Annotated in this window: 12 protein-coding genes; 4 read left to right on the forward strand and 8 right to left on the reverse strand. The window is 68.8% G+C overall.

Features of this window, described 5'->3' with window-relative positions; genetic code table 11:
- Positions 1–19: 19 nt before the first annotated feature.
- A complete protein-coding gene (locus tag ACN4JJ_RS14080; RefSeq protein ID WP_440710514.1) occupies positions 20–1,441 on the reverse strand; it encodes a DHA2 family efflux MFS transporter permease subunit in 1,422 nt (473 codons plus the stop codon).
- A 421-nt stretch (positions 1,442–1,862) separates the two neighbouring features.
- Here ACN4JJ_RS14080 and ACN4JJ_RS14085 point away from each other — a divergent pair, with 421 nt between their 5' ends.
- Positions 1,863–3,113 carry a glycoside hydrolase family 76 protein gene (locus ACN4JJ_RS14085; RefSeq protein WP_440710515.1) on the forward strand — a complete coding sequence of 417 codons (1,251 nt, stop codon included), beginning with the start codon at positions 1,863–1,865 and terminating at the stop codon, positions 3,111–3,113.
- A gap of 11 nt (positions 3,114–3,124) precedes the next feature.
- Positions 3,125–3,250 (forward strand): hypothetical protein, encoded by a 126-nt coding sequence (locus tag ACN4JJ_RS14090; protein WP_440710516.1) that lies wholly within the window; start codon positions 3,125–3,127, stop codon positions 3,248–3,250.
- 45 nt (positions 3,251–3,295) lie between these two features.
- On the opposite strand, the gene ACN4JJ_RS14095 is transcribed toward ACN4JJ_RS14090, so the two are convergent.
- A complete protein-coding gene (locus tag ACN4JJ_RS14095) occupies positions 3,296–3,724 on the reverse strand; it encodes a hypothetical protein (RefSeq protein WP_440710517.1) in 429 nt (142 codons plus the stop codon).
- Between the two features lie 52 nt (positions 3,725–3,776).
- The gene (locus ACN4JJ_RS14100) at positions 3,777–4,247 is read right to left on the reverse strand and encodes an OsmC family protein (RefSeq protein WP_440710518.1); all 471 of its coding nucleotides are present in this window, start codon (positions 4,245–4,247) and stop codon (positions 3,777–3,779) included.
- Positions 4,248–4,316: 69 nt separating this feature from the next.
- On the opposite strand from ACN4JJ_RS14100, the gene gabT reads away from it, so the two are divergent.
- Positions 4,317–5,690: a 4-aminobutyrate--2-oxoglutarate transaminase gene (gabT, locus tag ACN4JJ_RS14105; protein ID WP_440710519.1), complete on the forward strand. Its 1,374-nt coding sequence runs from the start codon at positions 4,317–4,319 to the stop codon at positions 5,688–5,690.
- Positions 5,691–5,794: 104 nt separating this feature from the next.
- Positions 5,795–6,787 (forward strand): asparaginase, encoded by a 993-nt coding sequence (locus ACN4JJ_RS14110; RefSeq protein ID WP_440710520.1) that lies wholly within the window; start codon positions 5,795–5,797, stop codon positions 6,785–6,787.
- Between the two features lie 4 nt (positions 6,788–6,791).
- Here ACN4JJ_RS14110 and ACN4JJ_RS14115 read toward each other — a convergent pair whose 3' ends face one another.
- The 5 genes from ACN4JJ_RS14115 to ACN4JJ_RS14135 all read right to left on the reverse strand — a co-directional run bounded on the left by ACN4JJ_RS14115 (position 6,792) and on the right by ACN4JJ_RS14135 (position 12,286).
- Positions 6,792–8,048, reverse strand: coding sequence for a hypothetical protein (locus ACN4JJ_RS14115; RefSeq protein ID WP_440710521.1), 1,257 nt, complete (start codon positions 8,046–8,048; stop codon positions 6,792–6,794).
- Positions 8,049–8,142: 94 nt separating this feature from the next.
- The gene (locus ACN4JJ_RS14120) at positions 8,143–8,943 is read right to left on the reverse strand and encodes an ABC transporter permease (RefSeq protein ID WP_440710522.1); all 801 of its coding nucleotides are present in this window, start codon (positions 8,941–8,943) and stop codon (positions 8,143–8,145) included.
- Entirely contained in the window at positions 8,940–9,851 is a 912-nt protein-coding gene (locus ACN4JJ_RS14125) for an ABC transporter permease (protein WP_440710523.1), read from the reverse strand. Before ACN4JJ_RS14125 ends, ACN4JJ_RS14120 begins: the two co-directional genes overlap by 4 nt.
- 9 nt (positions 9,852–9,860) lie before the next feature.
- Complete coding sequence (locus ACN4JJ_RS14130; RefSeq protein WP_440710524.1) at positions 9,861–11,060, reverse strand: ABC transporter ATP-binding protein; 1,200 nt, start codon at positions 11,058–11,060, stop codon at positions 9,861–9,863.
- On the reverse strand, positions 11,060–12,286 hold the full coding sequence (locus ACN4JJ_RS14135; protein WP_440710525.1) for an ABC transporter substrate-binding protein: 1,227 nt from the start codon (positions 12,284–12,286) through the stop codon (positions 11,060–11,062). Before ACN4JJ_RS14135 ends, ACN4JJ_RS14130 begins: the two co-directional genes overlap by 1 nt.
- Positions 12,287–12,356: the final 70 nt, after the last annotated feature.

A 12,356-nucleotide genomic window follows, 5' to 3' on the forward strand; every position in this document is an offset into this window, starting at 1 on the left:
CCGACCTCGCGAACCCCGGCTACGAGGTCTCGACGGACCGCTTCGGATTCCGGATGCCCGCGAACGACACGACGCCCCCGGCGGCGAAGAAGACCGCGGTCACGATCGCTACCCGGTGGAAGCCCGCCAGATCGAGTACCGCCGAGCCCGCGATCACGCTCGCGAAGGCCACGAAGACGAGGCCGGCCACCCGCGAGACCGCGTTGTTGACCGCCGAGGCGATGCCCGACCGCGCCGGGGCGATCGCGCCCAGGATCGCGGCCGTCAGAGGCGCCACCGTGATGGCCATGCCGAGACCGAACACCACGATGGCGGGCAGCACCTGGGTGAGGTAGTCGGCGTCCTGGCCGATCCGGAGCATCAGCAGGAAGCCGGCGGCGGCGAGCAGGGGGCCGACGGTCATGAACAGGCGCGGGCCGATCCGACCGCTGAGCCGGCCGAACAGGCTCGACAGGCCGATCAGCAGCAGGCTCGTGGGGATCATCGCGAAGCCGGCCTCGGTGGCGGTGTAGCCGGCCACCTGCTGGAGGAAGACGGCGAGGCTGAAGAAGCCGAGGCCGAGCGCTCCGTAGATGAGGAAGGTGGCGATGTTGCCCATCGAGAAGTTGCGCACGCGGAACAGCTCGAGCGGCAGCATCGGCTGCGCCGTGCGGCGTTCGTGCACGATGAAGACCGCGAGCGCCAGGATGCCGACGATCAGCGGCACGAGCACCACCGGCGACGACCAGCCGAAGTTCGCCTGCTCGATAAGGGCGAAGACCGGAAGGCCGAGGCCCAGGATGCCGAGGACGGCGCCGGTCCAGTCGATGCGGGCGGCCGGATCGCGCACGTGGTCGTGCTCGAGGCGGGTGAGCAGAAGGAGCGTGACCGCGATGGGCAGCACGTTGATGCCGAACACGTAGCGCCAGGAGAGCTGGTCGACCAGCACGCCGCCGAGGATGGGGCCGGCGATGTTGGCGACGCTGGTGAAGGCGGTCCAGGTGCCGATGGCGCGGCCCTGCGACGGACCGCTGAAGTTGGCGAGGATGAGCGCGAGCGAGCTCGGCACGAGCAGCGCCCCGGCGATGCCCTGCAGCCCGCGGGCCACGATGAGGAACTCGATCGTGGGCGCGAAGGCGCACAGCAGCGAGCTGACACCGAAGCCGATCAGGCCCGCGAAGAGCACCTTCTTGCGGCCGAACACGTCGGAGAGCGAACCGGCCAGCAGGATGACGGCGCCCAGCGTGATGAGGTACGCGTCCACCACCCACTGCTGGCTGGAGAGCGCGCCACCGAGGTCGCGGCTGATCGCGGGGAGCGCCACGTTGATGACGGTGGCGTCGAGGAACGACACGAACGCCGAGAGGATCGCGACCGCCAGCACCACCCGCTGCGCGCCGCTCATCGCGCCGCCTGCCGTGCCGGTGCCCGTTCCTGCTCCTGCTCCTGCTGCTGCCGCCATGCGCTCAGTCAAGCACGCCGACGCGCCCGACCCCGGATCCGCGGGCCACCGCCTTCCCCGCCCGCACCCGCCACTTCTCAGAAGTCGCCCACTCTGAGGCCCACCCCCACCCACCCGCTCGACAGGAGCCGCCCTTCTGGGTGCAACCAGTGCCCAGCCCTTTTCGCGCAAGGCAGAGTGCGACTTGACGGAAGTCGCCGCTTCTGGCGCCGATTTGCCACAACTTCTGTCATGTCGCGGGGGTGTGGGGCGGAGGCGGCCGCCGCAGTACGGTGAGCGGGTCCCGACTTCCCGCAGCTACCCCGAACCACCTCCGAGCCAACGCGACTTGACAGAAGTCGCCACTTTTCGGGGCGAGTTGTCACAACTTGTGTCAAGTCGCGTGGATGGGGCGGGGCGGAAGCGGCGGTACGGTGAGCGGGTGAGAGCGGATGCGCGGGCCTGGTCCGGTGAGGCCGAGCAGGGACAGGAGGCGTTGGACGCTCACTTCGTGCCGTGGAGCGAGCGCGTCTGCGAACGGATGCCGCTCGGCAGGGCGCGGCCGGGCGGCAGCGGGCGGATGCGCAACACGAGTCCGTGGCGGCTGCGGCAGGCCTTCGACTTCAACTACTGGTGGCTGGCGCACGCGGTCGAGGTGCGGGTCGACGCCTTCCAGCGCAGCGGAGACCGTCACCGCCTCGACCAGGCCCGAGCGGTGTACGCGCGCATCCTGAAGCGCAATCGCGGCCTGTTCAACGACTATTTCGACGACATGAGCTGGCTGTGCCTGGCGGCCGTCCGGCTCGCGGACGCCACCGGCGAGCGCCGCTACCTGGACGACGCCGTGGCGCTCTGGGAGCACATCTCGACCCACGGATGGAACGCCGCCCACGGCCTGAGCGTCTCCTGGAGGGTGCAGCAGCCGGCCTACAAGAACGCTCCGAGCAACGGCGCCTTCGCGCTCGCCTCCCTGCGCCTGCACGCCCGCACCGGCGAGCACCGCTTCCTCGACCACGGCGAGACGGCGCTCGACTGGATGCGTTCCCACCTCGTCGACGACCGCTCTCTAGTGCTCGACGGCATCGGCCGCACCGGAGGCGACGATGTCGACCGCGACTGGATCTTCAGCTACAACCAGGGACTCCTGATCGGCGTGCTGACCGAGCAGTTCGACCGCACCCGCGACACCGCCCTGCTGCTCGAAGCCGCCCGCACGGCCGAGGCGAGCATCCGTCTGCTCGCGCCCGAGGGCGTCATCACCGGCGAGAAGGCGCGACTCGACGAGCGCGGAGGGGGTGACGCCGGCCTGTTCAAGGGCATCTTCTTCCGTCACCTCGAGGGACTGGTCGAGCGACTGGCGGATGCGCGACCGGGCGGGACACCCGGCGAGTCGATGGCCGAGACCGCCGGCGAGACGCCCGATGAGACACCGGGCGAGACACCGGGCGAGACACGCGGCGAGACGCCCGATGACCTGGCACGGTTCTTCGTCGTGGCGACGGATCACCTCCGGCAGCATCTGCACCCCGCCGGAGCCGACGCCGCTCACCCCCGCGGATCACGGCAGTTCCTCGCGGGCGACGACTGGGGTCGTGCCGCCCCCCGCACCACCGCGCTGGCGACCGAGCTCGGCGCGGTGATGACCCTCGAGGCCCGCGCGCGCTGGGAGGCAAGGCGAAGTCGGCCCGGCTGAGGCGCCACGGTGTGATCACGCGCACCCGCGACCGTGCGGGTGTGGCCGCGCGCGGCGCCACCCGCAACCGTGCGGGTGTAGCCGCAACCGTGTGGGTGCAGCAGCGCGAGGCGGCACCCGCAACCGTGCGGGTGTAGCCACAACCGTGCGGGTGCAGCCGCGCGAGGCGGCACCCGCACACGTCACGGTGCTACTACGCGCACCCGCAGGAGCGCCTGGCCGACCGGCCGGTCTTCCCCGCCCGGCCCGAGCATCCGGATGCCCGCCCATCGGCGCAGGTCGACGCCCGCCGGACCGTGCAGGGCACCGATCCCCTCCAGTGCATCGACATCGACGAGCGCGTCGACATCGACCAGCGCGTCGACGTCGACCCGGGACGACGGAGGGCCGGGCACCCGGGACGCCCCCTCAGCCCCCGCGAACGCGGGGTCGGCGATGCCGGCCGAGACCGCCACGGGCCCGGAGGCGCTGATGCCCACCACGGTCAGCTCGACGGTGCGCGCACTCGACGTGAAGCATCCGCTGCCCGCTCCGTGATCGCGCTCGAACAGCTCCACGCACGAGAGCACGAAGGCACGGCCGAGCGTTCCGCGCAGGGTGCGCGGCGTCACGAACAACTCGACCGGCGGCGGAGGCGGAGATGGGGGCGGAGGCCCGGCCTGCTCAGCCGGCGACGACGGCACGGGGCTCGTGCGTCACCGGGAAGTTCACCGAGTTCGCGATGAAGCACTTCCCGGCGGCCTCGTGGTGCATCCGCGCGAACAGCTCGTCGTCCACGGGCGCGGCTACCGTCACGACCGGCCGCAGCACGGCGCTCGTGAAGTGTCCCCCGTCGCCCTGCTGCACCATCGTGCCCGTCGCGGCATCCGTGTAGTCGGTCACCACCACGCCGTGCTGCACGGCGACGTGCAGGAACGAGAGCATGTGGCACTCGCTGAGCGCGGCGAGCAGCAGTTCCTCGGGGTTCCAGCGGTCGGCATCGCCGTGGAAGGTGCGGTCGGCCGAGGCGTCGATCGGATGCTTGCCCGCGGCCGTCACCGTGCTCTGCCGGCCGTACGCGCGGTATCCGCTCGTTCCGGTGCCCCGATTGCCAAGCCAGGCGACATCCACGCTGTAGTGATGCTCATGATTCACCCGGCCATGCTAACCCGGCGCTCAGCGGGGCTGGCCTAAACTCGGAGGACCCTTCACTCACGGAGAACTATGACTGACACCATCGACGCACCGGCCGACGCAGCGACCCACGGGGTTCCCCAGGAGCGGAAGGTCGTCACCGCGATCCCCGGTCCGAAGTCCGAGGAGCTGCACCGCCGACGCCTCGCCGTCGTGCCGCCCGGCGTCTCCAGCGCTCTGCCCGTGTACATCGCCAAGGCGCACGGGGCCATCCTGGTCGACGTCGACGGCAACCAGTTCATCGACCTGGGCGCCGGCATCGGTGTCACCACGATCGGGCACACGGATGCGGCCGTCGTCGCCGCCGCGACCTCGCAGCTGCAGGACGTGACGCACACCCTGTTCACCATCACGCCCTACGAGGAGTACGTGCGGGTGGCCGAACTGCTCGCGGAGCACACCCCCGGCGACTTCGCCAAGCGCACCGTGCTGGTGAACTCGGGCGCCGAGGCCGTGGAGAACGGCGTGAAGATCGCCCGCAAATACACGGGCCGCTACGGCGTGGCCGTGCTCGAGCACGCGTACCACGGCCGCACCAACCTCACGATGGCGATGAACTTCAAGGCCTCGCCCTACTCGACCGGGTTCGGTCCCTTCGCCGGCGACGTCTACCGCGCGCCGAACTCGTACCCGTACCACGACGGGCTCTCGGGTGCCGAGGCGGCCGCGCGCACCATCGCGTACCTCGAGAAGACCGTCGGAGCATCCGACCTGGCCTGCCTCGTGGTGGAGCCGATCCAGGGCGAGGGCGGCTTCGTCGTGCCGGCTCCCGGGTTCCTGCCGGCACTGCAGGAGTGGTGCACCGAGAACGGCATCGTGTTCATCGCCGACGAGATCCAGAGCGGCATGGCCCGCACCGGCGCGTACTTCGCGAGCGAGCACTTCGGGCTGGTTCCCGACATGGTGCTCTCGGCCAAGGGCATCGCCGGCGGTCTGCCGCTGGCCGGTGTGACGGGCCGGGCCGAGATCATGGACTCCGCCCAGCCCGGCGGACTCGGCGGAACCTTCGGCGGGAACCCGGTGGCCGCGGCCGCCGCGATCGCCGTCTTCGAGCAGATCGAGTCGGCCTCGCTGCTGGCCGAGGCCACCCGCATCGAGGGCGTGCTCACCTCAGGGCTGCTGGCCCTGCAGGAGAAGTACGACATCATCGGCGAGGTGCGCGGCATCGGAGCGATGGTGGCGATCGAGCTGGTGGAGTCCGGCACCGCCGACACCACGAAGGTGCCCAACGCCGCCGCGGTCACCGCGATCGTCGCGTACGCGGCCCAGCACGGCGTGCTCGCGCTCACGGCCGGCACCTACGGCAACGTCCTGCGCTTCCTGCCGAGCCTCGCGATCTCCGACGAGCTCCTGCGCGACGCCCTCACGGTCATCGACGAGGCCTTCGCCTCGCTCGACGCGTAGCCCCCCCACCCCCCTCCTCGCGACCCGTCGATTTTGGCCCTATAGCTCAGCTTCTAGGGCCAGAATCGACGGGTCGCGAGGAGTTTCTTCGAGAGAGGTCGCCCATGACGGAGGAGCAGAACGAGCCGGGGACGGCTCGGATCGACCAGTCGGTGGAGCTCGCGGTGGTGGAGCGCAGCGGGTTCGTGGAGTCGCGGCACATCGGCTCGGCCGTGGTGCTCGACCCCACGGGCGCGGTGGCGCTGAGCGTCGGGTCGCCGGAGCTCGCGGTGTACCCGCGGTCGTGCATGAAGCCGTTCCAGGCGCTGGCCGTGCTCGAGTCGGGCGTCGAGCTCGACCCCGTGCAGACCGTGCTCGCCACGGCGAGCCACGCGGCGACGCCGGCGCACATCGAGGTCGTGCGGTCGATCCTGGCCCGCGCCGGGCTGGGTGAGGATGCTCTGGGCTGCCCGCCCGACTGGCCGGGCGACTCGGCGGCGCGCGACGGCATCATCCGGGCGCACGGGCACAAGGAGCGCATCCTGATGAACTGCTCGGGCAAGCACGCCGCCATGCTGCTCGCCTGCGTGCAGAACGGCTGGGACACCGCGAGCTACCTCGAGCCCTCGCACCCGCTGCAGCAGCGCATCCTCGAGGTCGTCGAGCGCGAGACCGGTGAGCCCGTGGCGCACTCCGGGGTCGACGGATGCGGCGCCCCCGTGCACGCGATGTCGCTCGTGGCCCTGGCCCGCGGCATCGGTCGCATCCGCCGGGCGACGGATGGCCCGGCCAAGCAGCTCACCGACAGCATCCTGTCCAACGGCTGGGCGATCGATGGCCCCGGCCGGGCGAACACGGTCGTGATCGACAGGCTCGGTGTGGTGGCCAAGCTCGGTGCCGAGGGTGTGATGGTGATGGCCACCCCCGACGGGTCATCCGTCGCCCTCAAGATGCTCGACGGCTCGTTGCGCGCGGCCACTCTCGTGGCCCTCACGCTGCTCGCGCGCACCGGCGCGCTCACCGCTGTCGAGGTCGGCGGAATGACCGCCGACCTCGACCTCACGATCCACGGCGCCGCCGCCCCCGTCGGCACCATCCGCGTCTCCCCCACCCTCTGACCCCTCAGCCGATATTGGCCACGAGCACGTGAGACGGTGGGATGGCATGCGCGGGGTAGGTGTCGCCGGTCAAGTTCGTGGCCTGTGAGGCCAGGCTCACGAAGTGGCCGTCCGCAGAGATCCTCGCCAGGCCCGAATCCCCGTTTCCCGACTCAGCCAACCTGTTGAGGCTCAGCAAACGCGTCGATCCGAGGGCTCGAGACCTCAGATAAACCTGGTCGTCCTCGCCGATGTAGGTGAGTTTCGATGCATCGTCCGAGATCGACGGGGCATTTCCGGGCACGGGATCACCAGCGCTGTCCAGGCTCTCTACAGTGAGGTGATCGAGCGACCGGTCGTAAAGGTAGGAATAGCTCTTGCCCAGATCTCGATGGGCGATGGACGCAAGATCCGAGGAGTTGCTGTCGAACGAGACGTATCGTCCATCAGAACTCATCGAGATGTGCAGGGAGTCCCCATCGCCCCCGGCCGTCGCCCCGAGATTGCGACTGACGAGCTGAGTCGTTGCCAACAGCCTGTCGCGGACATAGACCTGCAGGTGGCGATTCGCAGGCAGAGCCGTGTGGTCCTCCCACGATAGGAACACGATGAAGCGGCCGTCCGCTGAAAGATCTGCCTGATATTCCATGAGGGTCGGATCGCCCGCGGCGAACACGGTGTCGCCTCGAGCGTCGCGTAGATACGCGCGCGGAGCGAACCGCAGGTCGAGGTCGCCAGCCACAACGTCTGAAGCGCCGGTCATGTACAGGAATTCGTGTCCTGAAGCAGAGACTTTCACCCACGACACCTCGGAGTTGACGCCGTGCCCTGCGCCTTCGTAACTATCGCTTATCAGCGCAGTGGTGTCCGTATCCGTCGTCCAGACCACGGCCTGCCCGAACGGACTCACACCGGTGTTCAGGGCACTGTAGGCCACGACGGACCCATCGTCGGAGACGGACGGCTCACCGACGGGGATCCAGTTCGAGTCCCCGATCAGCCGAGTCCAGCCGGCGACCAGGTCGCGCAGATACAGGCTCGCTTGACCAGGAAGAGCCTCAGGGAGGTCGGGTGAGCTGGAGATGAACGCGACGTAGCGTCCGTTCCCGGAAATCGAAATGGCTTCGTTGCCGAGTATTCCTTCCAACCCCTTGGTCGAGGCGACTCCGGGCGTCGTCGACACGTCGACGAGCTGGATGGAACCGGGGGGCGGCGGGGTGGCGTGCGCGGCGAGCGCACCGGTGGAGAGGCTGAGTGCGGCGCAGAGCACTGCGGCGGGCACGAGGAATCGGGATCGTTTTCGAGTGGGCATAACCCGAGATATTATTACTTTCGCATCGGTATGCGAGCATCCGTCAGCTTTTCACAGCGGGTGATCAGCCGAGCTGGCGGGCCAGGCGCTTCGCGCGCGCGGCCCGGGAGACCTGCACCACCACGACCAGCACGATCGCGAGCAGGAAGACCGCCGAGGCGATCACGTTCACCTGGGCCGGGATGCCGCGGGCCGCAGCGATGTAGATGAACTTCGGGAAGGTATCGACCGAGCCGGAGTTGAAGTTCGTGATGATGAAGTCGTCGAACGAGAGCGCGAACGACAGCAGCGCCGCCGCCGCGATGCCCGGCAGCAGCAGTGGGAAGGTGATGCGCCAGAACACCTGGCCGGGCGAGCCGTAGAGGTCGCGGCCCGCCTCCTCCAGCGCCGGGTCGAGCGAGGCCACCCGCGCCTTCACCGTCACCACCACGAAGCTGATGCAGAACATCGTGTGCGCCAGGATGATCGTCAGCAGCCCCTTCTCGGTGCCGAGCGTGAGGAACTGCGCGGCCAGGCCCGCACCCAGCACCACCTCGGGCGTCGCCATCGGCAGGAACAGCAGCAGGCTGATCGACGAGCGCGCCCGGAACCGGTAGCGCACCAGCGCGATCGCGATCAGGGTGCCGAGCGCGGTCGCCAGCACCGTCGAGACGAGACCCACCAGGATGCTGTTGCCAAACGCCTCGCAGAGCCCGGGCGTGCTGCACACCGTGAGCCACTTGTCGAAGGTGAAGCCCTGCCAGGCGATGTTGAGCTTGCCCGCGTCGTTGAACGAGAACACGAAGGTGTACGCGATCGGGATGAGCAGGAACAGCAGCGCCAGCACCGTGTAGATGCCGAGCCCAAGGCCTTTGCCGAACTTCATACGAGGTCCTCCGTCCCGGCCCGCCGCACGTAGACCCCCACGATGACGAGGATCACCGCCATCAGCACGATCGACAGCGCCGCCGCGATCGGGTAGTTCTGCAGCACCAGGAAGTTCGCCTCGATCGCGTTGCCGACCATGGCGGTCGACGAGGATCCGAGGAAGTCACGACTTGCGTTGATGTAGTCGCCGGCCGCCGGGATGAACGTCAAGAGCGTTCCCGAGATGATCCCGGGCATCGACAGCGGCACGGTGACCTTGCGGAACACCGTGAACGGGCTCGCGTACAGGTCGGCCCCGGCTTCCAGATAGCGCGTGTCGAGCCGCTCCAGGGTGGCGTACAGGGGCAGCGTCATGAACGGGATGAAGTTGTAGGTGAGGCCGAAGATCACCGAGAACGCGGTGCCGGTGAGGTGGCCGTCCGAGGGCAGGATCGCGATCGTCTTGAGGAACTGCGTGATCGGCCCCTCGTCCGACATGATCTGCTTCCAGGCCAGCGTGCGCAGCAGGAAGCTGATGAAGAACGGGGCGATCACGAGCGTCAGCATCAGGCTCTGCAGCAGCGGGAAGCGCCTGGCCTTCACGCCGATGAAGTACGCGATCGGGTAGCTCAGCGCCAGCGCCAGCACCGTCGCGATGAGCGCGAACCCGAAGGAGCGCAGCACGAGCGGCCAGTACTCCCCCAGCGCATCGGTGTAGTTCTGCCACTGGAACCCGGCCGTGTACTCGCCGATGTCGCCGTCGAGCACGGGTTGCTGGAACGAGGTGATGATCAGCGAGATCAGCGGTGCCAGAAAGAACAGCACCAGGTACGCGATGCCGGGGAGCAGCAGCACGAGCGCGATCCAGCTGCGCTTGCGCGGCGCCTGCTCGACGGCCGCCTGGGAGGCGAATGCGGTGAAGGCCATCGGATGCGCCTACGCCTGCTCGAGCTCTTCTTCGAGGGCGATCCGCCGCTGGATGGCGATCGACTCGGTCGAGTCGTCCGGCACGAAGCGCGGCACCACCCCGGGGTCGTCGTCGAGGCCGAAACCGTGGTCGGCGTTCCAGGAAATCCACACCGAGGCGCCCACCTGCACGACCGGACCGAACACCATGTTCTGCGCGAACACCACCAGCTCGCCCACGCCGGGCACGTCGACCAGGTACTGGGTGCTCACACCGCTGAACGAGACATCCGTCACCCGGCCGGGGCCGAGCACGTTGCGGCCGGCCTCGGGCACGGGCGCCGAGGTGAGCAGCGTCACCTTCTCGGGCCGCACGCCGATGGCGATCTCACCCGCGTGGCGCTGGGCCCGCGCCCGCGGCACCACGATCGGGGTGCCCGCCACGTCGACCGTGATGTGCTCGGGTCCGGATGCGACGACCTCGCCGGTGAACAGGTTCGACTGGCCGAGGAAGTTGGCCACGAAGGCGGTGCGCGGGAGTTCGTAGAGCTCTTCGGGGGCCCCCATCTGCTCGATCCTGCCCTTGTTCATCACGGCGACGGTGTCGGCCATGGTCATGGCCTCCTCCTGGTCGTGGGTGACGTGCAGGAAGGTGAGACCGACCTCGGTCTGGATGGTCTTGAGCTCCAGCTGCATCTGGCGGCGCAGCTTCAGGTCGAGCGCGCCGAGCGGCTCGTCGAGCAGCAGCAGGGCGGGACGGTTCACGATCGCGCGGGCCAGAGCGACCCGCTGCTGCTGGCCGCCGGAGAGCTGGGCGGGCCGGCGTGAGGCCAGGTGGTCGAGCTCGACCAGCTTGAGCGCCTCGTGCGCCTTGCCCACCGGGTCGCCGAGCTTGCGCCGGCGGAGCCCGAAGGCCACGTTCTCCAGGATCGTCATGTGCGGGAAGAGCGCGTACGACTGGAAGACCGTGTTCACCGGCCGCTGGAACGGTTTGGTCTGCGTGACGTCGTTGCCGCCGATCAGGATCTGGCCGGCCGTCGGCTCCTCGAGCCCCGCGACGAGCCGCAGCGTGGTGGTCTTGCCGCAGCCGGACGGGCCGAGCAGGGCGAAGAACGAGCCGGCCGGGATCTGCAGATCCAGCGACTCGATGGCGGTGAACCCGGGGAACCGCTTGGTGATGCCGACGAGTTCGAGGTCGGCGCCGCTCTCGGCGAAGGATGCGATCGCCATCAGCTGCCCAGCAGCACCTTCTGGAACTGGGCCTGGTAGTCGTTCTCCTCCTGCGGGGTGAGCGTGCGGAACACGTGCACCGTCGAGAGGGTGTCCTCGTCGGGGAAGATCAGCTGGTTCGAGGCGAGTTCGGGGTCGATGGCGTCCATCGCCTCCTTCGCCCCGTTCACCGGCGTGACGTAGTTGACCCAGGCGGCCAGCTCGGCGGCCACCTCCGGCTCGTAGTAGTAGTTCATCACCGCTTCGGCGTTGGCCTTGTGGGCCGATCCCATGGGCACGACGAAGGTGTCGTTCCAGAGCGTGCCGCCGGCATCCGGGATCGCGAACTCCCACTTGTCGCCCGCCGTGGCGTTCAGCGAGGTGATGTCTCCCGACCAGCAGATGGCGGCGTAGGTGTCTTCGCTCTGCAGGTCGTTGAGGTAGGCGTTGCCCTTGATGTTGCGGATCTGGCCGTTCTCCACCTGCTCGGTGAAGGCGTCCATCGCGTTGGCGTACTCGTCGTCACCCCACTCGCCCGTGATGTCGGTGCCCTGGCTGAGCATGATCAGGCCCATCGTGTCGCGCATCTCGCTGAGCACGCCGACCCGGCCCTTGAGCGCTACGTCCCAGAGGTCGTCGACGCTGGCGAGGCCGTTCGGCACCTTCTCCTTGTTCCAGCAGATGCCGGCGAAACCGCCCTGCCAGGGCAGCGAGAGCTGACGGCCCTTGTCGAAGTCGGGGTTCGCGAAGGAGTCGCTGAGGTTGGCGATGTTCGGGATGTTGGCGTGGTCCAGGCTCTGGATGTAGCCGTTGCGGACGAGCCGGGCGACCATCCAGTCGGTGAGGCAGACGGTGTCGGCACCGATGTCCTGCCCGAGGGCCAGCTGGTCTTTGACCTTGGCGTAGTAGGTGTTGTTGTCGTCGACGGCGACGTTGTAGGTGACCTCGATGCCGGATTCGTCCTGGAAACCGATCAAGGTCGGGTAGTTGCCGTCGTCGTCCTCGTCCATGTAACCGGGCCAGTTGTCCCACACCAGGGTCTTCTCCGAGGCCGAGACGTCTTTCGCCGGGGTGAGCTCCTTCTTGTCGCCGGTGGAGCAGGCGGCCAGGGCGAGCGCCGTGGCACCGAAGCCGGCGGCGCCGAGGAACCCGCGCCGCGAGAGCGAGAGCGCCCTGGCGCGCTGCAGGGCCTGGGAGTGCCGGATCGCCTGGAGGATCATCGGGTCGGTCGGGGGCTTCAACGCCATGCTCTTCACGCTTTCCATGTGGGGTCGACGAGTAGCACCGATCCTGGCACAGCGACCGCCGCCGAAAACA

The sequence above is a fragment of the Herbiconiux dendrobii genome (assembly GCF_052048175.1).
GTDB lineage: Bacteria > Actinomycetota > Actinomycetes > Actinomycetales > Microbacteriaceae > Herbiconiux.